The following is a 22069-nucleotide window of genomic DNA, read 5'->3' on the forward strand; positions in this document are numbered from 1 at the left end:
AAAAAAAACAGACCTTGTCTATCGTGGTATTTCAACAGAATCCACTATTTGCTGAATCACCGTATTGCTTTTCACCCCTTCCATCTCCTTCTCGGGCGTTAATATAACGCGGTGCGTCAATACAGGAATAACCACAAACTTAATATCCTCAGGCGTTACAAAGTCACGCCCTTCAATAGCGGCATATGCTTTGGCTGCATTCAACACGGCCAACGAAGCTCTTGGGCTACCTCCCAAAAACAAAGCATTAGAATGACGCGTTTTCTCCACTATCTGAGCGATATATCTGATCAAGTCGGGCTCTACCAGTACCTTTTTAACAAGCTCTTGCAAAGCCACGATCTGCGCTGCCGACACAACAGGATTCACCAATGACAATTCATTCGTATTTTCCCGTTCTTGGGCATTACTCAATATTTTCACCTCCTCATCCAACGAGGGATAATCCAGCTCAATTTTAAACAAGAAACGGTCTAGCTGGGCCTCTGGCAGTCGGTATGTACCTTCATGTTCTACGGGGTTTTGTGTTGCAAACACAATAAACGGCGCCTCCATTTTTCGGCAGTCGCCATCGATGGTCACTTGTCGCTCTTCCATTACTTCAAAGAGAGCTGCCTGTGTTTTTGCCGGAGCCCGGTTAATTTCATCTATTAAAACCAGGTTAGAGAAGATAGGGCCTTCTTTAAATTCAAAAGCTGAGGTACCCACATTAAAAATGGTAGTTCCCAACACATCCGAAGGCATTAAATCGGGCGTAAACTGTATTCTTTTAAACCCGGTAGAAATACTTTTGGCAACCAACTTAGACAACATGGTTTTTGCCACCCCGGGAACCCCTTCCAACAAAACATGACCATTAGCTAACAAGGCAGTGAGCATCAGGTCTATAATTTTCTCTTGACCTACAATAATTTTTGCTATCTCATTCTTTATTTGAAATGCGGCCCGATTTAATTCTTCCAATCCCAACCTATTTTCAAATGGCGTTTGATCTTCCATATCTTGACTATTTTTATTTTTTTTCGTCTCTACACTTATCGTAGATAAATTCTATTTTCTTATTAAACTGTTCCAGATCCTCTTCCGAAATACTTTTCACCTCAACCAATCTTTTGCCCATATCAAAAAGCTGTTGTACGGTACGTAAGGGCACATCACACTTTGTTGCTATCTCATCGTAGGTCTCAGCATTCAGAGAAGCCGTATCCACATAATACTGTGTACGCAAAAACTCTAAAAAAAAGCGATATCTCTTTTTTGCAATATCCAGGTGATCTTTCCTTCTAAAGTACAAACGCCCTATTGTTTCAACAAAAGTTAAAGTCGAATTTTCCGGAGGCTTAACAATAGGGATCATCCGCTGCTGTCGTTTTGCCGCAAACACCATATAAATGAGGATTCCAAAAAACAATATATACCAGGCATAACGCAAACTCTTTTGTGAAAGAATATACCTGAACTCCGATCCTGAAATAGGAGCTTCCTGCTTATAATACTCATCCCAAATAAGCGCTCGTTGTGGCAAATACGACAAACACTTAAAGACATATTCGTAATTATTTCTTATTAACAAATTGTAATTGGTGAAAGCCTTCGGATTTGTATTTACATAAAAATATCCTTTCCCATACTGAATCCGAATAAAATTAGTCTTCGCTTTATCACCCAATCCTAATACCGTCGTCTTCAATGTGTCGTACGACTGAAAAAATGTATTACTGTAGGCTTTTTTATAGTAATACCCCCATGGTGATTTAAGCTTTGGATTCACCAAATTTAAACATATGGAGTCTTCTTTCATTAACTCAAAAGAAAAGTTTCCTTCCGTTTTAAATCCGAGGGTATCCTGCACCTGTTGAGAAAAATACACCGCCGCTATAAAAATATGATTACCCAACTCCGCAAGATTCAACATTTTTTTAAAGTCAAATTTATCCGGCTCAAAACGATTATTAATAAATAGGACACTTCCATCTTGCAAATCCCTATCATCCAGAAAATTTGCAATCGGAGAGTGTGACGTTTGGATACTGTCTTTAGGAAACAGCTGCTCTAATTCCTCAAACAAAATACTATTACCAAATGGAATTTCATCCGATTTTGAAAAACTAAGGCTCCAATCTATCTCTCCGGGAGTAATAATTAAAACAGTTATATATAACATAAAGCATAATAACAGCCCCCACACCAGATATTTATTATTCATACCTTTTCCCATGCTTAAACAGACATTTTTCCTTGATGAATAAGCTGTTCAAACTCATCAAAATTAGCGTGAACCATCTTAAATTTTTCTTCACCGATACCAAACTGACCATACCATATATATTCATAGCTACGCACCAATTGTTTAAACATTACTTTGCTAGAATCAGATTTCAGCTCATAATAATAATCCCTATTGGTTTTCCAGGGCTCCCACTGAATCACACCAGCGCTATCCAGATGTCTCAAACTTAACAAATACATCACCCTCACGGCCTCTCTATACGCCTTATTTTTTATGGCTACTTGTAAAATATCCTCCAGGTTTTCGTTATAAATATCATCATCCACCTGTTGAAAACGAAGGTTGGTGACCTTGGTGTTACCCGCAAAAATAAACAAGCCCGATGGCTTAATACCCAGAAGTTTTAAAATAATAAAGAGCAATATTAAAGCAGCTATTCCAATAAACACATACATCACCACTTTTCCATTGATACGACTTCGTAAAATATGCGTCCACAACCAATCCTTGATCTTATCCCAGATAGATTCCGGTTCCACATACCTATCGTACACATACTTGGGCATTAACTTATACGCCTCCATTGCTTCGACAGAAGCAGGCCTGTAATCCACCTTGCTTCTATCCCAAGGCTCCACAACGGTAGAATCCTGGCCATATAAACCCGCCCCTATAAAAAGAAGCAGGTTCATCAATAGAATTGTATAAAAAAGTTTATTATTCATCTTTAATAGTTGGTTCCTCTGCAACTTTATTAATCTTATCCAACAATGTTAAATTATCTTTATGTTCCACCAAACTATAATACTGAAAGGATATAACAATCGATGGGAGCGGCGTTACAATGGCAGTTCCAATGGTTGAAATAACAGCCGTAATCATAAAAGGAAAAGAAACACCCGTCACATTCTCTTGTAAAATACCCTGTGTTCCAGCAATAATTCCTGCAGGCACACCGAAAACAGCACTTAAAATCAACATAATAATAGATGCAATAAATAGCAACCCAAATGTTTGCCACCAGTGATTTTTCACTAAATAAAAACAGCGGGAAAAAGAATCTCCGAAACCTTTATTTTCTGCCGTTTTAGTAATAAGGATTAAGGACAGGGGTATCATTACATAGAGGCCAGGAATAATCAGCGCAACCAAAGCCAGAATAACCACCAATCCCGAAAGGATATTAAAGCCTATATAAGAGGCAAACAAGGAAGTAAACTTAGCCCAAACGTCCTTCACATCCACATTTCCTGCTCCTTTTTCCACGTACAACACCACATAACAATAAGCCAATCCGGTCAGGAATATTTGCACAACCATATTGATCAAATTAAACAACATGGCTTTACCGGGCATGGTACTAACGAACTCTTCGGAAGCTCCAGCGTTGCCCATACTATTAAAAAAGTTAGTCAAGGAGGTATCCACATAAATACCACTTAATATAGCCTGTATAAGCACTGGGATACCTGCATACAAAAGCAATGCATACCCCAGGTTTTTATATTCCTGCCTGATAAATGCAAACGATGCATTCAAAACATCGCTAAAATCTCTCTTTTGTCTTAGTTCTACTTTCTCGTCTAACATATATAATTATTTAGGTTAATTTATTTTTGATGATCCATTTCGCTCATTACTTTTTTATGTACCTGGCTTGGATAGCTAAAAAAATACCAGATTATAAAAGTCAAGGAACCCAGAATGATTAACAAATTAAGGATCAGTGGCATGGCATCATAATGCCGGGTAACAAAACTCTCTAGAAAACCCGCCATCATAAAAATGGGCACCAGTCCTACCATAATTTTAACACCTCGCCTAACGCCTATTCCCAAGGCCGTAAGACGAGGAAGTGTACCCGGGAATAAAAAACTATTACCTAGAATAATTCCGGCAGCTCCCGCTATCACAAGTCCGGGAACCTCCAATCCTCCGTGTATATAGATAGCGAGAGAGGAGACCGAGAAGAGCTGTTTTTGGTAGAAAAATGCCTGAAAAGCACCTATCATAATACCATTGCGTACCAACATAAAGCCCACACCAAGGGCGCTAAGCATACCACAAGCAAAGACTAAAAAAGAAACCCAGATATTGTTACTTGTAATCATCAGAAACATCTCAAACTCATCCATTGAACCATAGATACCCATTGGATCACCTTTCTCGATATTATTCAGTGTTGTATTCACATAACTATCGCCTAAAATCAAACGCACAAAACCATCATCATTCAAAGCTGAAACAGCGCCCAACATGCCAGCTATTATAAATATAGCCAGTGATAATAGAAAATACTTACGGCTTTCGTATAATTCCAGCGGAAGTTCTCTGGTCCAAAAAGTTTTAAAACGACCAGCATTCTCCTTTTTGTTTTTGTAAATTTCCTGATGTGTTTTAACAGTTAATGAATTAAGATATGCAATACTGGCTGATTTTGGATAGAAAGTTTTAGCATATGCCAAATCATCCGTCAGTTGAATAAACTGATCAGCTAACTCATCCGGGTTCAACTTATCGCCCTTCTTCATATTTTCTTCAAAACTTTGCCAGCGAGATCTGTTGCGGTTTATAAAGGTTATTTCTTTCACAATAATGTTAAGCTCAATTAAAAATTGGTTGCATTCACGAGTCAAATATAAGTAATAGATGTAAATTTGTTACATTTGGCGTGTCTTAATTTAACAAATTAAATTGTTTCATGGAGTACATTAATGTTTCCACTACCCAGAATATTGACTTAGAATACAGAATGGCAGGCATTGGCGATCGCATTTTAGCCTACGGCTTCGACCTACTGGTAGTAAGTTCATGGGGTATTTTATGGGCTATCGTTTTATACCAATTGGGTGGCTATCACCCATGGCAAATCGTTTTTATCTTGCCTGTTATGTTTTACAGCTTACTCTCCGAATTGTTTTTAAACGGACAAACATTTGGAAAAATGGTGCTTAAAATAAAAGTGGTCAAGCTGGACGGATCTGAACTCACACTGGGGGCCTGCCTTATCAGATGGGTATTGCGCATCATTGATATATGGCTTATTTCAGGGTCTGTTGCAATCATTAGCATGTTAGTAAGCCAAAAATCGCAACGCCTGGGCGATCTGGCCTCGGGAACTACCGTAGTGAAGATCGCGCAAAAAGACCTATGGGAATCAACCACCTTCATGGAAGTACCCCAGGACTACACAACGGCATACCCGCAATCGCAGTTATTAAGCGACCAAGATGCCAATACCATCAAAGAGGTATTAAATTTTGTGAACAAAGAAAACAACACTGGCTCCGATATTGAGTACCACCCTATGCATCTGAAATTACAGAAGGTACTCAAACAAAAATTACAGATACAGGACATCAACGGATCGGCCAGAAAATTTTTAGAAGACTTGTTAAAAGATTTTAATTACTTACATCAATAATGGGAAAATTAAGCTACATATTTGCGGCTCTTCTGGTCATCATAGTCTCTTGCTCCGAGAAAAAGGTAAAACAAATTCCTCTCATAGAAGGCCAGATATCCAATTACAGTGGTCACAAAGCATATCTTTATGCCGATGAAACACCTGACATACCATTAGATACCATAGAAATGGATGCCAATGGCACTTTTAGTGTAGCAAAACAATGCATTGAAAAAGCAGGGTTCTATTACCTTCGACTAGAAAATGGTGGGCGCATCAATTTTTTCCTCAGACCCAGTGACTATATTCATTTTCAAGCCGATGCCAAACATTTGCTAGAAACTTGTCAAAGCAATAATTCAAAATTACTGAGCAACTACTGGTCGTTGGAAAAGATAAACCTGAACTTCAACACTGGATTAAAAGAAATTTCCACAAAACTAAGTCAGATGGGTGGACAGGAACCAAACGACTCCCTCTATAAAGCATTACACACCCAAAGAAACAAGCTTGCCCAACAACTAAGAGACAAGTGTTTGAAGATATCCGAACAAGCCAATTCTCCCATCATCGACTTTATCATGCTAAACATAAAAGCAGGTAACCAATCACTATTTTCCATGAAATCCGATTTGCAATTATTTGTGGATAACGCAGAACAACTCACCAACGATGAACAAACGCAAGCACTATTTGCCGATTACGACAAAAAAATAATGCAGGCCTATTCCTTGATCAGGGCCCAAGGATATTATCAAAAAGGCGAACAATTTCCCGAACTCAGAGCCCGAACCAATTGGAACGAAGCGCTTCAATTAAATACAGTTCACGGAAACCCAATCCACATTATCCTATGGTCGGGAGAGGACTTACGAGACGAAGCCAAGCTAAAGCAAAGCAAAGCAATGATGTATCGCTATGGATCCAAAGGACTAAAAACCATAATGATAGCCTATACCAACAATAAAAACAAATGGTTATCCAACATCAAAAAACACCGACTTCCGTACTGGCACTTAGTAGATACCCTATCGTTACAATCTCCTGATTTACCAAAAATAGGGGTACGTTCACTCCCCTGTAATTTCGTGATAGATAGTATTGGAACTATCATAAACAGGGACATATGGGGGCAGGAGCTTGAGCTGACAATACGTAGCAATATTGAAAAATAATCATATCTTTGAACAACCAAAAAACTAAAGGATAACACAAAAACATTAGACGGACCCATGAATACATCTCGAATTATACTCTTTTTAGGACTCATACTCTTTGCCACTGCCTGCACAAATAAAAACCAATTGAATGTCAGTGGAAAAATTGAAGGAGCAGAGGGGAAAACTCTTTATTTTCAACAACTCAATTTAGATGGGGCAGTGGACTTAGATTCTATAGCACTCAAAGAAAATGGAAAATTCAATTTTTCACTTCCTCGATTAGAACATCCCACATTTTTGTTATTAAAGTTAAGCGACAACAACTTAATTACCCTACTGGCTGATTCCACTGAGAACATAATAGTCAATGCCAAGAGTGACAACTTAATTGATAGCTATAATGTTAAGAACTCTATGGGCTCCTCCTATGTTAAAACTCTAAACCGTAGATTAGAGACAAGTAAAAACGAAATTGATAGCCTGATATCCATCTACAAAGAAATACCAGTAGCCAATACGGAAGAAAGAAAGAAAATCAGCGACAAACTACAAGAGATAGTAAATAAACAAAAGGACTTCATCTTTGACTTCGTGATGACGAACCCGCGCTCCTTTGCTAGTTACTACGCGGTATTTCAACGCTTTGATGATGGAAATCTTATTTTAAACCCGAATGAGAAAAAGGACTTTAATATGTTTGCCACTGTTGCCACGAGTTTAGACCTTCAATTTCCTGAGTCGCCACGTGTAAAACAGCTCAAACAATTTGTATTGGGAATCCGAAAAGAACAACGAACAAAAGAATTTACAGAAAAATTGTTGAAAGAAAGAAAAACTACAGCCACCATTCCTGAAATTGAAGAAGAAAATCTTCAAGGAAAAAAGGTTAAGTTATCATCATTAAAAGGCAAAATGGTATTACTATCATTTTGGGCCTCGTGGGACGCCAAGTCGCGACAAGAAAACAAGCAACTTCTTAAGATATACAACAAATACAAATCCAAAGGATTTACCGTTTATCAGGTATCCCTCGACAAAAGTAAGATACTGTGGGAAACAGCGGTACAACAAGACAAACTACCATGGGTCAATGTGAGCGACCTTCAGTATACCAATTCGTATCCTGCCCAAATATATAATATTAAAAAACTACCGGCTAACTACCTCATCAGTAAAGAAGGTGAGATTATTGGCAAAGACCTCTTTGGAAGAATCTTGGATGAGAAATTGGCAGACTTACTGAACTAAATACCTACATTAGAATATTTTAAAGGGAAATTCGAATTGAATTTCCCTTTTTTGATCTAATAAATCTAATATCTTTGTGCGTTTGTTTATGAAATAGATAACATTGAAAAAAGGGAAGAAAATATATTTTGCGTCGGATGTTCATTTAGGTGCTCCATCTATAAAAGATGGTAAAAAACACGAGAAGATATTTGTCAATTGGTTAGATTCCATTAAAGAAGACACCGCAGAATTATATTTGCTCGGCGACATTTTTGATTTTTGGTTTGAATACCGACACGTTGTTCCACGCGGATTCAGCCGCTTTCTGGGTAAGATCTGCGAATTTACCGATAGCGGTATTCCTGTACACTTTTTTACGGGCAACCACGACATATGGGTATTTGATTATCTCCCCAAAGAAACAGGAATGATCATTCATCACGACCCCTATAAGGTTGAACTCAACGGCAAATCGTTCTATTTGGCCCACGGTGATGGCCTGGGACCCTACGACAAAGCCTACAATAGACTAAAGTGGGTATTCACCAATAAGTTTTTACAATGGATGTTTGCGCGCATACACCCCAATTTCGCAGTTGGTTTTGCCCGCAAATGGTCGAAACAAAGCAGACTTAAAAATGAAAATTCGGACGAATCTCAATTTTTAGGTGAAGACAAAGAATGGCTGATGCTACATGCCAGGGACATCTTAGAAAAAGAACACTTTGATTATTTTGTATTTGGACATAGACATTTAGCCTTTCACAAAGATTTCATGGACAACAGTCACTTCATATACCTGGGCGACTGGGTAAATCACCGCTCCTATGGAGTTTGGGATGGTACAAAATTTGAATTAAAATTTTTACAGTAGTAGTTTATTTAATTGTGTTAGCACAATTATAAATATCAGGGTTAATTAATCGGTAAATAAATAACCAGTGATATTCATTAGCAAAAAATCGAATACAATGAAAATTTATGCTGTTGCTACTGGCACAGGCTCATACATACCGCCGGTAGTGGTAAAAAATATTGACTTTGCCAATCAACTATTTTTAAATAGTGATGGTAGTAAAATTGAGACGCCGGGCGAAGAGATTGTTCAGAAATTTGAACAGATTACCAATATTACAGAACGCAGATGTGCAGAAGATAAACATGTTACTTCAGACATTGCCACCTTTGCGGCAGAGAAGGCCCTAGAAGCGGCTCAATATGATCGTGAAAAACTTGATTACATCATTGTTGCTCACAATTTGGGCGATGTAAAACATGGCAGTCACTTTCCTGACACACTTCCTACCTTAGCTTCACGCGTAAAGCAAAAGTTAAAGATCAAAAATCCCAAGACCATAGCCTATGACATCACCTTTGGATGTCCGGGTTGGACACAGGCCATGATACAGGCCAAATATTTTATTGAATCGGGAGATGCACAAAGCGCATTGGTGATAGGAGCAGATACTTTAAGTAGAATGATGGATCCTTACGACCGGGATGCTATGATTTTTGCCGATGGCGCAGGTGCAGCAGTCCTTGAAGCCGTGGAAAGCGACGAGCCGGTAGGTATGTTAAAACATACGGCCAGAACTGACACGGAGGAATACCTGGACCTATTACAAATGGGTAATTCCTATCATCTCAATCCGGAGGATGATCATATGTATCTTAAGATGCATGGACGAAGACTATATAATTATGCACTCACCCATGTACCCTTATTGGCCAAAGAATGTCTGGAAATCAACCAGCTGGCACTAGCTGACGTAAAGAAAATACTTATCCATCAAGCCAATGCCAAGATGGACGAAGCAATTCTAAAACGCATATATCGCCTATACGGACTGCGCGATGTTGATTACGATATTATGCCAATGACTATCCAAACATTAGGAAATAGCTCTGTAGCAACGGTGCCTACGCTCTTCGACCTAATCGTCAGAGGAAAACTCAATGGTCACTCCTTGGAAAGTGGCGACTATGTGATGATGACTTCCATTGGAGCAGGAATGAACATTAACGCATACATGTATCGCATGCCCTAATCACCTTGTGACCACTTAGACGCATTACACCAATAAAACAAGGAGTTGCTCAACATTACACACGCTTTAGGGTAAATAAAAACCAAAGGATATTCTAAATTGAATATCCTTTTTTTATTTTTGAACAATGGACATCACACAAATAACCATAGGATTTATTGCAGGAGCTACCTTGGCTTCCATAATCGTCATTCTATTTTTTAATGCAAAAAAAAATCAACTCTCCAGCCAACATATCCGCTTGGAGCTTGAAGGCGAACAACTACGCCAAAACAACACACAACTGAGCCAAGAGTTAAACAAGGTAAAAAACGAACTCATTCAGGCCAGACTACATGTTACAGCAGTAGATACCGAGAACACACATCTCATTAAAAGTAACCGGGAAAAAATCCATGAGGTAAAAGAACTCCAGGATAAACTAACCCTGGAATTCGAGAATATCGCCAACCGAGTACTACGCCACCGCAGCCAGGAGATCAGTGAGCAAAACCAACAAAAATTATCAGATATATTAACGCCTCTAAAAGAGAAAATTCAGCAGTTTGAAAAGAAAGTTGAAGATACTTACGACAAGGAAGTAAGAGATAAATTAAGCCTTCAGGCAGAGGTAAAAAGGCTGTTTGAACTAAATCACAAGATAAGCCAGGAAGCAGGTAACTTAACCCGAGCACTCAAAGGAGATGTAAAACAAATGGGTAATTGGGGCGAGATGATACTCGAACGTGTTCTGGAGCAGTCAGGACTCAGCAGAGGCCGTGAATACAGAAGAGAAGTGGACGACAAAAACGCAGAAGGCCGCTCCATCCGCCCCGATGTCATCATCGACTTACCCGAAAACAAACACCTCATTATTGATTCCAAGCTATCGCTTATTGCCTACGATCAATACGTCAATGCGGAATCCAAAGAGCAACAAATACTGGCCATAAAGAAACACAAAGCCAGTCTCCGAGAGCACATCAAAGGCCTACACGAAAAAAATTATGCCTCAGCAGCCAATATCAACTCACCAGATTTTGTTTTGATGTTCATTCCCGTAGAAGCATCTTTTGCTGTTGCCATAGAAGCCGACAACGACTTATTTACATATGCCTGGGACCGTAAGATAGTACCTGTCACTCCCTCTACCCTATTAGCCACCCTAAAGACAATATCGTCTATTTGGAAGCAAGAAAACCAAACCAAGAATGCGCACGAAATTGCCAAACAAAGTGGAGCTTTATATGATAAGCTGGTTAATTTCCTGGTCGATCTGGATAAAATAGGACAAAACATCAACCAATTACAAAGCAATTACGCTGCATCAATGCAAAAGCTACAGAATGGACGTGGAAATCTTATATCAAAGGCACAAAAGATAAAAGAACTAGGAGCCAAGACCAACAAAATAATACCCGATAAATTTATACCCGAATAAATATCAACTTCGTTTATGATAGATACCTCTTCCTTTCCAATCCGCTGGCTGCCCCTGCAAAGCTCTACACACCAACAATACCGTATAATAAGGATAAACACAGGCTATCCATAAATAATCACGCAGCCTTACAGCCACATTAAAAAAAACGGCACCTTTGCGTATGAGCCAATAATCCACTATCATTTTCATGCCCCCCATACCAACAGCCCACAATCCCACACGCAGGTCCAGCACCAGCATCACCGGAATCATCGCCACCAATAGATTGGACAAAAACACGAGCCAGGCCACATATAAGGTAAATAAATCAGTATAGCCTTTACTTTTAGAAGCCCACCGCACACGCTGTTTCAACAAGTCTCCCATCGTCTTTTGCGGATAAGTCTCCACCACAGACTGACGGTTTTTAAGAAAGCGGATTGTTTTATTATGGGCAACACAAAACTGCATCAAAAAAATATCGTCACCCGAGGCATATTCATTTTTAAGTTGCGGTTGCGCACTTAACCATACTTCCTTTTTAACGACCAGGTTTGCACCATTGCACATAATCGCTTTCCCCTGCCCTATTGAACCAAGCGCCGAACTTACCAAGCTCAAAAAATCAACACACTGAAACAAGTGGAAACGATTATTCACAGGAGAAATCTTTACCGGCCCCACCAATAAATCCGTATTATATTCACCTAAAAAATAAGCTATATTACGTAACCAGTTGGGCGGATGAACACAGTCAGCATCCGTAAAAACAACATAAGCAAATTGAGCCGCCCGAACGCCTGTTGTCAGAGCTGCTTTTTTACCACTTCCTTCATTTTTCAGTAATCTAATATGACTTAATTCCGCCGTTAAAAGACTGGCCAATTCAAAGGAACCGTCGGTACTACCATCATCCACCAACAAAATCTCACACTGAGTCACAGTCTGCCTCTTTAATCCCTCTATTAAGCGCGGGATACACTCATACTCATCACGAAATGCAATGACACAGGACAAATCTACGGCCTTGCCTCCCAATGGGCGATCATACTCTTTTATCATATCCCAACCGCTCGCAAAGCGTACAATTGTAAAAATATAAGCTCCCAAGATCACCGATAACAAAATGATAAACACTAAAAAAAACATGATAATAGATCAGAACTATAAAATACGGATAAAAAAAATCCCGGACCACACAACGGATCCGGGAATATATATAGTCTTTACAAGACAGACAATACAGTTGTTTTCTTACAGTCACTATATAACATATGTAAACTACTTGATAGTATACAACCAGCTCTCAATCCTTTGGTCAAGGATCTCCTGTTGACGAGCTTCAACCTTAGTATACGAAGTACCAGAATCAATACTCACCAAATGCATAGACCCTTTGGTGATGAGCTGAGCATTTGAGAACCCTTGTTTCTTAAGCTTATCTACCATTTTATGAGCATTAGCAGCTTCAGCAAAGCCACCTACAATAATATGTATTTGTCCTTTCATGGGTCGCACCACCGAAGGCTTTGCTTTTACAGGCTTCTGATTTTGCTGAACCGTATGCTTCACCGCAACAGTATCCTTTACTACAGCAGGCTTACTTACAGGCTTTACAACTTCTTTCTCTACGATCTTCGGCTGCTTCTCTGATGGTTTCTTTAACCACAAGAAATAGACACCCAAAATAATGATGATAATGGCCGTAATAATCAGAAAAATGACCAAGCCACTATTGTTTTTTTTCTTATGACGATCCTCAACCGGAGTGTTCTTCTTCAACTGTACTTTCTTCTCCTCCACCTTCTCTTTTTCCGGTGCAGATGCTACGGGAGGCACAACTACCTTTTTTGCCTCACTCGTTTCAACAGCCCCCACATCCGTTTTAGCCTCTACCTTCTTCCTGGTTGGTATAGCTTCGCTTTTATCATCTGGCTCATCCACATCCAACACAAAAACCTTTTTCTTAGGTTCATCCACTACATCACTTTTATCATCCGTATTCCTGTCCGGCGGATTGATCGAATCTTCATTTAATAAATCAGCAAAGTCCTCTGACTGCTGAAACCGCAAGATACCATTGGAATCCTTTTTAAAAGATCCTAACCTATCGATGACATATGTGCCAGACTCATCCAGTTCTTTCTTAAGTTTATCAACGTATTCAAAAACCTGATCGGTTGCAACAATCGTATCAATATCTTTTTGCTTGGCCACATAATTAACCAGCAGCCCGTCATTAAAACTTAAAAAATTATTAAACAAGATACTTGCTCCCTGTTCCTTTGAGATAATGAATGCTCCAAAGTTAGGGATAATAACTCTATTGTTATGTGAAATTAATTCTAGAATATATTTTTCCATTATAGCGTATTATCGGTTTTCAAGATTATTATCAGGAAAAATCGAACTAAAGATAATGAGTTTTTGAGAATTAAAGATATTTTATGGCAAAACTTTAGTTTTTAACATACTAAAACTTTCTTATCGCTTCTTTTTCAAAAGCACCATAACACTTCCCAACAAGGCCGGCACTACTTGATTAAGCAACCACAACACCGTCACTATCAATACAATATTTACATCTGACAAGCCTAACTCTGCGAACACAAACAAAGCCACAGAACCTCTGACACCTATATCCGCCAAAAAAAACGAAGGCGCCACAGTTATTAACATAAAATAAACCGGTATGATTACGATTCCCATCCACAAAGAGTCATATCCCAAGAACCACAACAACATAAACAATTGCGAATTATAAACCACAAAACGTAAAAAGCTATATAAAAATACGGGAGCAACAGACCATAAAGGAATGGATCCTAATTCCTCCACCAAGTCCTTTATTTTATGGATATAGCCCCATCTCAGCAAGGCTTTTTTAACCCATGCCTTATGAAAAAGCAAAACAAGAGTCACAATTACCAGCGCGCATAAGGCCAGAATATAAATCCAGGTAGCAGGCGATAGATGTATAGAAAAATAGTTCCAGCTAAGAACAAGACCTGCCATACCCACAACAAAAATAATTACATTTTGGATGACAGCGCCCAGATAATGTAATATCGTGGCTTTAGCCCACTCTTTTTTTGGCAAGAACATCAGACGTCCAATAGGCTCCCCTATCTTTGCAGGCGTAAATATCCCCGAAGCAAAACCAGCTAAAACCATCTTAATGGACAATGCCGATTGAATTCGGATTACAGGCCGCAGTAGCACCTGCCATTTTTTAGATTCAAACCATATATTAAGACTGAGAAGAAACAATTGAACCAGGCACAGCCAGGGCAGCCATTTTAATTTCTCATTCTGTATCGAGATAGCATCCCAATGATCCCCATAGGAATGTAACCGAAAGGCAATATAAACAAAACTGGCTATTGCAATAACAGCCCCTCCCCATCGTCCTTTAGTGAGCTTACTGCCCATCTGCTTGATGACGATTAATCAAAGGAAGAATAATCATAGAAACAATACCAAGCACAACAATCATTGCATTAATAGAGCTCCATACAATCAGGGCAAAAGCAGCCCCTTCATTTTCAGACACTCCATACATTTGCAAGGTAGCAATAACCATAAAGTGCCATGGCCCCATACCTCCCTGCACCGGAGCTACCATACCAAGACTACCCAGAACAAAGGCCGACAATCCGGCCAAAGGTGTTAGATGTGAAGTAAACTCGAAGGCAAAAAAACAAACATAGATCATTAAAAAATACATGATCCATATAAAGATGGTATGCATTACAAACAACCACTTGTTTTTGATATTCTTCACCGCCAAAAAACCTTCCGAGAACTTTGCCCACAAGCCTTTTAATTTAATATATGGCGATGTTTGCGAGAACCATTTTTTAAAGAAACGCACTCCCAAAATAAGAACCAAAATAACCACATAGGTCCACACAGAAGTAAAAACATTGGAGAACTTACTAAAATCGGTATTTTTAAAAAGGAATTCAGTAACCACACTAAACTGCAAGGCCAATACCAGCAATAGACAAATAATAAGCATAATAACATCCATCAGCCGCTCCACCACAACCGTACCAATCAATCTTGATACCGACACCTTTTCATAACGGCTTAGAACTCCACATCTGGAAATCTCCCCCATACGAGGAATCAGCAGATTAGCAAAATACCCTATCATCACCGCAAAAAAAGTATTGGTGATATGTGTCTTCTTTTCAATGGGTTCAATTAACATCTGCCACCTGATGGTCCGGCTAAAATGGCTGGCCAATCCAACCAACATTGACAATAACAACCACCAATAATTGATTCCTTTATTTAGCGTTGCCCGAATTTCCTGCATATCGTAATTACGATAAACAAACCACATCAAAAATCCCCCAATAGATAAATAAATCAGGAATTTAAGTGTATTAAGTAATGATTTCTTCAATGCGTTGTAATTATAACCGACCCTTTCAGTAATATTAAAGGATAAATAGATTTAAAATTTTACCTTTGCCGCAGATTTTGCGACTGCAATTTTATAAAAGATTATTTGTTTGACCAAAACGTTTTAACATTAGTTTATAATTAGCGCAAACAAATTAAATAAAAGGCACATAGCTACTAACAAATACTAACTGGTAAGCAACGATATAACAAACCATAAAAACAACGTTCTCACAAGGCAGATGATTAAGCCCCGCGAGTTCCATATGACCATTGAAAGAAAATTATAAGCATATGAAACGAGCCATGGGAATAAATTCACACACAGGAGGATGATTAATTCTGGCGAGTTCCATATGGCCATTGAAAATAAATAGAATCATATGAAAAAGGTTAAAGCAAAAAAACACCTGGGTCAGCACTTCTTAACGGACGAGCATATCGCCAAAAGAATAGCCGACAGTCTTACAAATCACCAAACCAATGTATTGGAGATTGGACCTGGAATGGGTGTACTTACAAAATACCTTATAACCCAGCAAGACATCAACCTAAAAGTAATAGAGATAGATTCAGAATCAGTAACTTACCTTGAAGAAAATTACGAACAATTAAAGGGCCGTATTATTTTGGGTGATTTTTTAAAAATGGATCTACACGATATTAGCACCGAAACACTTAGCATCATAGGTAATTTTCCGTACAATATCTCGAGCCAGATTTTTTTTAAGGTACTGGATTACAAAGAGCAAATATCAGAAGTAGTAGGTATGCTACAAAAAGAGGTAGCTGAAAGATTAGCTGCCCCTCCCGGAAGTAAGAAATACGGCATTTTAAGTGTCTTTTTGCAAGCCTATTACAATGTTGAATATCTATTTACTGTCCCTGAGCATGTCTTTAGCCCTCCTCCCAAAGTCAAGTCAGGTGTAATACGTATTATTCGTAATCAAACCCAAAAGCTGGATTGTGATGAAAAATTATTTTTCAGAGTTGTAAAAACAGGCTTCAACCAAAGGCGAAAAACACTGAGCAATTCATTAAAATCCATTCAGTTCAACCGGGAAAAGATACCTGACATGGACATCTTTAGCAAACGTCCCGAACAACTAGGCGTGCAGGAATTTGTTGAACTCACACAGTTTATTGAAGCCAACCTACAACAAAATTAGAATACCCATTAATACCATATAGCTTATGGCTAAGTTTAAGTTAACCCGAGAATACGTAGATGGAATAAGAGATAAAATAGAGCTCAAGGAAGAAAATAGCATCCTTGACAATCTAAGTGAGCTACACCCAGCCGACATTGCTGAGTTATTCAGAGAGCTGGACCTTGAGGAGGCCAAATATTTATACTTACTTGCGGATGACGAAACCGCAGCCGATGTCATCACTGAATTAGAGGAAGATGAACGGAAAAGATTTCTGGATTCCTTGCCCAGTGAAGTCATTGCCAAGCGCTTTATCGACAAGATGGAGTCGGATGATGCCGCCGATGTGCTTGGAGAAATGGATGATGATCGCCAACAGGAGGTATTGTCACATATGGACGATATTAAATCGGCTGGCGACATTGCTGATCTATTGTCATACGATGAAGATACAGCCGGTGGTTTAATGGCCAAGGAATTTATCAAAGTAAAAGAATCGTGGAATCTGACAACCTGTCTGAGAAGTATGCGACGACAGGGCGAAGAAATGGACGAGGTATATTATGTATACGTGGTAGACAACGATGGCATTCTAAAAGGCACATTGTCCTTAAAAAGATTGCTACTGAGCCCCATCCACAAAACGGTAAAGGACATTTACAACGACGACTTAATCTCGGTTAGAACCGATGTACCGGCTGAAGAGGTAAGTGCCATCATGGAAAAATACGATTTGGTGGCGCTCCCGGTTATCGATAGCATCAATCGCCTGGTAGGCAGAATCACCATTGATGATGTGGTGGATTTCATTCGTGAGGAAGCTGAAAAAGATTACCAACTGGCTTCTGGTATTACCGACGATGTGGAAACATCCGACAGAGTATGGGTGCATACGCGCGCGCGCATGCCTTGGCTTATCATAGGTATGATAGGCGGCGTACTTAGTTCCAGGGTAGTAAGCGGGTTTGTGAACCTCATGGAGACACATCCGGAACTATCCTTTTTTATGGGCTTAATTGCCGCGATGGGAGGTAACATTGGTATGCAATCATCCGCAATCATCGTGCAATCTTTGGCTTCGGGTAGCATGGGACTTGATACTACGTGGGGAAAACTTTTTAAAGAATTGGGAATCGCATTTATAAACGCCACCATTCTTTCGGCCATCATTTTAGGCTATAACCTGATCATAGGTGAAAACCTTGCGTTAACATACACCGTATCCATTGCGCTCTTCTCGGTGGTTGTGTTTGCTTCACTGTTCGGCACATTTATTCCTTTATTAATGAAAAGAATGAATATTGACCCTGCGGTGGCTACCGGTCCTTTCGTTACTACACTCAACGATATTATCGGCATGTTTCTTTACTTGACCATCGCAACCATCTGTTATAACATACTTATATAGTGGCTGCAAGAAAACTACTATTTTTTCTGTCTTTGATAAGAAAGCTTCAAAGACAAGGCTTTCGATATTTTTGAAACCAAGGAGTTTACTGATGGTAAATGACTGTTTCAAAAATGAGAATAACGCAGTATTTGGAGTTTTCTTGCAAAGACTATATAGTGGCATTCGGACTTATTCCTTAATCAGTCTGCACACTTTTAAATGATTATTGACCAAACCAACCCTAACAAAATAAAGCCCGCTACACAATTCTGCAATGGAAACATCTTTCGTACTTGCTGATTTCACAAGTTGTCCTTGCTGGTTGAAAATATCAATTTGAGAAATTATCTGCTCCGTCTCCACATGAAAAAATGTGTTAGCCGGATTGGGGGTCAATGAAATATGCGTGTTTTTGACACTAGTACTTACTGAAATAACCGCATCACAATGCGCTTGCCTTGGGTTATTGTGCGAATCACAAGGAAACAGGTAAGTGCTTTGTTCATTCGCAAAGTTTGGCACATCACTCTGTATCAAATCTGGCATACCTTCAGGCATCGTAATTTGATTCTCACTCCCATTGCCTAAAGCTACATCTTTTGCTTCTTCATTACCGTTAAAAACATAATCGCACATGGCATCCAATAGTCTGTAATAAGCATAATAATCCAGTGCATCAAAGGCTGTATTATTGGGGACCTGATGGTCGGCAGCATAATCATACCCCCCAATGTTTGCAGAGGGTATCATCAGATAATCTTTCTCTGAGGAAGGAATACCAATGGTTGTAAAAATATCGTTTGTCATACGATGGTCATTGCTTACATCATCCTCATAGACAATAGCCAAAAACTTTACATCCTTGGGAAATGCTTCCAGCTCCGTTTGAGAAATATGGAAAGTGTACCATTGTGCCATCGAAAAAATAAAACGTCCAGAAAGCCCCCAATTCAAGGTAGCGAAGCAATAATAAGCATTGGCATAAACAGCACCCCCTCCAAAAGAATGCCCCACAAAGCCCACTTTTGTTGTGTCAATAATATCTGGATAGTCGTGCGCTGCCTGTATAAAACCATCTAACAAATTGGCATACCGCTCTCCAACTGTTGCTCCCACTGTTGGATACGGCACAAAAACGACTGCATAACCTTTTTTAGCTACAAAATTTAGGAAACCTGAAATATTAGCAGGATTATTTCCGCCATAAGCATGACTATAAAATAGCGTAGGAACAGAAGATGTGATGCCCTCAGGATAATATATTACTATGTCATGACCCAAAAAATTTGGATTCGGAAAAGATTGTATGGCTACGGCGTAACTTCCCTCTGCGCCATAGCCACTGGTCGGTTTCTGTATTGGCCCCGTATAAGATTGCCCGAATACCGTTAACACATTCAGCACGCCCCAGGCAAACAAGCAAAAAATAGATTTCATGCGTTTATAATTTTCATTTCAATCATTCACCTATGTGTCCAATTATTTACTCTGTCCATACTAGTTTGGTACGTATACAATTCCACAGCACACCAAAGATACAATATTTATCATTTCCTCATCAATCCAACCCACATAATGAAAATATATAGAACGCACTCCCCCCAGGCCACAGAACCATAGAACTCCTGTAAATTAGGTTGATTAATTAAAGAATCGGGCAGTTTAACATGATCCACTGTTTGCTGAAGCGAATACCCCTTATTCATGCAATCGATGGTTTGTTGAACAATTTATGGGTCAGTGCCAAAAGTTAAGTATGAATGTTGTTTATAGTTGTCATGCAAATATTTTTATTAAACTGAGCAAGAAGAACTTTACATCAACAACACCTCCGAATTATCTTCTGAAATCCTTTACTTTTGCATTGAAAGATCTTGCTGCAACATTGGTACTTCCGTTATCTAATTGAGAGCAATGTATCTAACTTATATGATAATTTTCTTTTACAATTTATTTTGTCTGTTTCTATTTAACATCTAAATAAATACTTTTTAACAGCTCCAACTTTTGGGATTAATCCATTTAACTCGCCTATTTTAAAAACATGGGTTTTCTTGCTGAGACTGAATATTCCCAAAACAAAAAAGGAAGGCCACCAGGTCTTCCTTTTTTCTATATGATCCATTTAAAATAAAACGCTTACTCCATCATAAATTCATTTACTGCCTGAGCAGCTTCTTTACCTTTTTGAATAGCCGTCACCACTAAGCTAGCACCATTATGCGCATCACCTGCAGCAAACACCTTATCGACACTTGTTTGATAATGACTATTCACTTTTAAATTACCTCTTTGATCAATTTCAATGGCCAGCTCTTCCACCAGGCCTCTGTGCACAGCATGCACAAAGCCCATGGATAAAAACACCAAGTCCACATCCATTATTTGCTCAGATCCCGGCACTTCATTCATTTTCCAGGCTCCTTTTTCATCTTTGGTCCATTCAACCTCCACCAGTTCCACTTTTTTAAGGTTGCCATTTGATCCAATAAATCTTTTGGTTGACAAGCTCCATCTCCGTTCACATCCTTCCTCATGTGAAGTCGATGTCTTAAGAGTGGTGGGCCAATACGGCCATGGATTTCCTGCACCTCTTTCCTCGGGTGGTTTAGGAAGAATTTCTATTTGCGTCACACTTTTGGCTTTATGTCGATTAGATGTACCAACACAATCCGATCCGGTATCTCCCCCACCAATAACCAATACATTTTTACCCTTAGCATCAATCCGGTCCTTATTGGCTATTTTGTCGCCTCTATTGACTCTATTTTGTTGAGTAAGGTATTCCATGGCAAAATATACGCCCTTAAGATCACGTCCTTCCACCGGCAAATCGCGTGGCTGCATAGCTCCAATGGCCAAAACAACGGCATCAAAATCCTTCAATAACTTTTCGCCTTTCACATCAAACCCAACATATTGATTGGTTTTAAATTGGATACCTTCCTGTTTAAAAATCTCCACACGGCGGTCTATAATTTTCTTATTCAACTTAAAGTCGGGAATACCAAAACGCATCAATCCACCAACAGCCTCATCTTTCTCATACACGGTCACAGTATGCCCCATTTGGTTAAGCACATCAGCTGTAGACATACCAGCAGGACCGGAGCCAATTACAGCCACCTTTTTACCAGTTCGAACTTTAGGTATACGAGGTTGTATATAACCTTCGGCGAAGGCTTTTTCAACAACAGATGCTTCATTTTCGCGAATTGTCACCGCTTCTTTATGGATAGCTAGCACACACGATTTCTCGCATGGGTTAGGACAAATACGTCCTGTAAACTCAGGAAAGCTATTGGTTGAATGCAATATATCACTTGCCAGTTTCCAGTCTCCCTTATAGATAGCATCTTGCCATTCCGGAATTTTACTTCCTACAGGACAAGCCCAGTGACAAAACGGAATACCGCAATCCATACACCTGGAAGCCTGTAGTTTTCTATCCTGTTCGTTCAGCGTTTGTTCCACCTCACCATAATCATCTATACGCTCTACTACGGGGCGGTAGCCACTCTCCTTGCGAGCTACCTCAATAAAACCTTTTGGATTACCCATTTTTATATTTTTTTTAAAGCTCGTCCACCTGGCATACCTTCTACAGGATACCTCACTACAGTGGACTCACTTCTACAT

The 22069-nt window shown here is 39.3% G+C and carries 19 protein-coding genes; 8 read left to right on the top strand and 11 right to left on the bottom strand.

Annotated elements, in window-relative coordinates; genetic code table 11:
• Positions 1-18: 18 nt before the first annotated feature.
• From CYTFE_RS0115950 to CYTFE_RS0115970, 5 genes are read right to left on the bottom strand one after another with little or no spacing between them, the layout of a single operon-like run.
• Entirely contained in the window at positions 19-999 is a 981-nt protein-coding gene (locus CYTFE_RS0115950) for an AAA family ATPase (protein ID WP_027472608.1), read from the bottom strand.
• 13 nt (positions 1000-1012) lie between these two features.
• On the bottom strand, positions 1013-2218 hold the full coding sequence (locus CYTFE_RS0115955; RefSeq protein WP_027472609.1) for a DUF4350 domain-containing protein: 1206 nt from the start codon (positions 2216-2218) through the stop codon (positions 1013-1015).
• A 2-nt stretch (positions 2219-2220) separates the two neighbouring features.
• The gene (locus CYTFE_RS0115960) at positions 2221-2955 is read right to left on the bottom strand and encodes a DUF4129 domain-containing protein (RefSeq protein WP_027472610.1); all 735 of its coding nucleotides are present in this window, start codon (positions 2953-2955) and stop codon (positions 2221-2223) included.
• Positions 2948-3820, bottom strand: coding sequence for a hypothetical protein (locus tag CYTFE_RS0115965; protein ID WP_027472611.1), 873 nt, complete (start codon positions 3818-3820; stop codon positions 2948-2950). The genes CYTFE_RS0115960 and CYTFE_RS0115965 overlap by 8 nt, the downstream gene beginning before the upstream one ends.
• Positions 3821-3840: 20 nt before the next feature.
• Positions 3841-4761 (bottom strand): stage II sporulation protein M, encoded by a 921-nt coding sequence (locus CYTFE_RS0115970; RefSeq protein ID WP_235207953.1) that lies wholly within the window; start codon positions 4759-4761, stop codon positions 3841-3843.
• A gap of 170 nt (positions 4762-4931) precedes the next feature.
• Between CYTFE_RS0115970 and CYTFE_RS0115975 the strand changes: the two genes are divergently transcribed.
• The 6 genes from CYTFE_RS0115975 (at position 4932) to CYTFE_RS0116000 (ending at position 11494) form a co-directional block, all read left to right on the top strand.
• Entirely contained in the window at positions 4932-5654 is a 723-nt protein-coding gene (locus CYTFE_RS0115975) for an RDD family protein (protein WP_027472613.1), read from the top strand.
• A complete protein-coding gene (locus tag CYTFE_RS0115980) occupies positions 5654-6811 on the top strand; it encodes a DUF4369 domain-containing protein (protein WP_027472614.1) in 1158 nt (385 codons plus the stop codon). Before CYTFE_RS0115975 ends, CYTFE_RS0115980 begins: the two co-directional genes overlap by 1 nt.
• A 57-nt stretch (positions 6812-6868) precedes the next feature.
• Positions 6869-8044 (top strand): TlpA disulfide reductase family protein, encoded by a 1176-nt coding sequence (locus CYTFE_RS0115985; RefSeq protein ID WP_027472615.1) that lies wholly within the window; start codon positions 6869-6871, stop codon positions 8042-8044.
• A gap of 103 nt (positions 8045-8147) precedes the next feature.
• Entirely contained in the window at positions 8148-8900 is a 753-nt protein-coding gene (locus CYTFE_RS0115990; protein ID WP_044211939.1) for a UDP-2,3-diacylglucosamine diphosphatase, read from the top strand.
• 97 nt (positions 8901-8997) lie between these two features.
• Complete coding sequence (locus CYTFE_RS0115995) at positions 8998-10074, top strand: 3-oxoacyl-ACP synthase III family protein (RefSeq protein WP_027472617.1); 1077 nt, start codon at positions 8998-9000, stop codon at positions 10072-10074.
• A 127-nt stretch (positions 10075-10201) separates the two neighbouring features.
• On the top strand, positions 10202-11494 hold the full coding sequence (locus tag CYTFE_RS0116000) for a DNA recombination protein RmuC (protein ID WP_044211938.1): 1293 nt from the start codon (positions 10202-10204) through the stop codon (positions 11492-11494).
• Between the two features lie 3 nt (positions 11495-11497).
• On the opposite strand, the gene CYTFE_RS0116005 is transcribed toward CYTFE_RS0116000, so the two are convergent.
• The 4 genes from CYTFE_RS0116005 to CYTFE_RS0116020 form a co-directional block, all read right to left on the bottom strand.
• A complete protein-coding gene (locus tag CYTFE_RS0116005; RefSeq protein ID WP_027472619.1) occupies positions 11498-12625 on the bottom strand; it encodes a glycosyltransferase in 1128 nt (375 codons plus the stop codon).
• 132 nt (positions 12626-12757) lie between these two features.
• On the bottom strand, positions 12758-13840 hold the full coding sequence (locus CYTFE_RS0116010) for an SPOR domain-containing protein (protein WP_027472620.1): 1083 nt from the start codon (positions 13838-13840) through the stop codon (positions 12758-12760).
• Between the two features lie 120 nt (positions 13841-13960).
• Entirely contained in the window at positions 13961-14908 is a 948-nt protein-coding gene (locus tag CYTFE_RS0116015) for a lysylphosphatidylglycerol synthase domain-containing protein (protein ID WP_027472621.1), read from the bottom strand.
• Positions 14898-15890, bottom strand: coding sequence for a lysylphosphatidylglycerol synthase transmembrane domain-containing protein (locus CYTFE_RS0116020; RefSeq protein ID WP_027472622.1), 993 nt, complete (start codon positions 15888-15890; stop codon positions 14898-14900). The genes CYTFE_RS0116015 and CYTFE_RS0116020 overlap by 11 nt, the downstream gene beginning before the upstream one ends.
• A 382-nt stretch (positions 15891-16272) precedes the next feature.
• Here CYTFE_RS0116020 and rsmA point away from each other — a divergent pair, with 382 nt between their 5' ends.
• Positions 16273-17058, top strand: a complete 786-nt coding sequence (rsmA, locus tag CYTFE_RS0116025; RefSeq protein WP_027472623.1) for a 16S rRNA (adenine(1518)-N(6)/adenine(1519)-N(6))-dimethyltransferase RsmA — start codon at positions 16273-16275, stop codon at positions 17056-17058.
• 25 nt (positions 17059-17083) lie between these two features.
• Entirely contained in the window at positions 17084-18448 is a 1365-nt protein-coding gene (gene mgtE / locus CYTFE_RS0116030) for a magnesium transporter (RefSeq protein ID WP_027472624.1), read from the top strand.
• A 171-nt stretch (positions 18449-18619) separates the two neighbouring features.
• On the opposite strand, the gene CYTFE_RS26845 is transcribed toward mgtE, so the two are convergent.
• Positions 18620-19867, bottom strand: coding sequence for a T9SS type A sorting domain-containing protein (locus tag CYTFE_RS26845; protein ID WP_052343238.1), 1248 nt, complete (start codon positions 19865-19867; stop codon positions 18620-18622).
• Positions 19868-20569: 702 nt separating this feature from the next.
• On the bottom strand, positions 20570-21991 hold the full coding sequence (locus tag CYTFE_RS0116050; protein ID WP_027472625.1) for a glutamate synthase subunit beta: 1422 nt from the start codon (positions 21989-21991) through the stop codon (positions 20570-20572).
• Positions 21992-22069 lie beyond the last annotated feature (78 nt).

Source organism: Saccharicrinis fermentans DSM 9555 = JCM 21142 (assembly GCF_000517085.1).
Classification (GTDB): domain Bacteria; phylum Bacteroidota; class Bacteroidia; order Bacteroidales; family Marinilabiliaceae; genus Saccharicrinis; species Saccharicrinis fermentans.

Coding starts and splice junctions, on each gene's coding strand:
- CYTFE_RS0115950 (WP_027472608.1), bottom strand. CDS start 999: ATGGAAGATCAAACGCCATTTGAAAATAGGTTGGGATTGGAAGAATTA.
- CYTFE_RS0115955 (WP_027472609.1), bottom strand. CDS start 2,218: ATGGGAAAAGGTATGAATAATAAATATCTGGTGTGGGGGCTGTTATTA.
- CYTFE_RS0115960 (WP_027472610.1), bottom strand. CDS start 2,955: ATGAATAATAAACTTTTTTATACAATTCTATTGATGAACCTGCTTCTT.
- CYTFE_RS0115965 (WP_027472611.1), bottom strand. CDS start 3,820: ATGTTAGACGAGAAAGTAGAACTAAGACAAAAGAGAGATTTTAGCGAT.
- CYTFE_RS0115970 (WP_235207953.1), bottom strand. CDS start 4,761: ATGAAGAAGGGCGATAAGTTGAACCCGGATGAGTTAGCTGATCAGTTT.
- CYTFE_RS0115975 (WP_027472613.1), top strand. CDS start 4,932: ATGGAGTACATTAATGTTTCCACTACCCAGAATATTGACTTAGAATAC.
- CYTFE_RS0115980 (WP_027472614.1), top strand. CDS start 5,654: ATGGGAAAATTAAGCTACATATTTGCGGCTCTTCTGGTCATCATAGTC.
- CYTFE_RS0115985 (WP_027472615.1), top strand. CDS start 6,869: ATGAATACATCTCGAATTATACTCTTTTTAGGACTCATACTCTTTGCC.
- CYTFE_RS0115995 (WP_027472617.1), top strand. CDS start 8,998: ATGAAAATTTATGCTGTTGCTACTGGCACAGGCTCATACATACCGCCG.
- CYTFE_RS0116000 (WP_044211938.1), top strand. CDS start 10,202: ATGGACATCACACAAATAACCATAGGATTTATTGCAGGAGCTACCTTG.
- CYTFE_RS0116005 (WP_027472619.1), bottom strand. CDS start 12,625: ATGTTTTTTTTAGTGTTTATCATTTTGTTATCGGTGATCTTGGGAGCT.
- CYTFE_RS0116010 (WP_027472620.1), bottom strand. CDS start 13,840: ATGGAAAAATATATTCTAGAATTAATTTCACATAACAATAGAGTTATT.
- CYTFE_RS0116015 (WP_027472621.1), bottom strand. CDS start 14,908: ATGGGCAGTAAGCTCACTAAAGGACGATGGGGAGGGGCTGTTATTGCA.
- rsmA (WP_027472623.1), top strand. CDS start 16,273: ATGAAAAAGGTTAAAGCAAAAAAACACCTGGGTCAGCACTTCTTAACG.
- mgtE (WP_027472624.1), top strand. CDS start 17,084: ATGGCTAAGTTTAAGTTAACCCGAGAATACGTAGATGGAATAAGAGAT.
- CYTFE_RS26845 (WP_052343238.1), bottom strand. CDS start 19,867: ATGAAATCTATTTTTTGCTTGTTTGCCTGGGGCGTGCTGAATGTGTTA.
- CYTFE_RS0116050 (WP_027472625.1), bottom strand. CDS start 21,991: ATGGGTAATCCAAAAGGTTTTATTGAGGTAGCTCGCAAGGAGAGTGGC.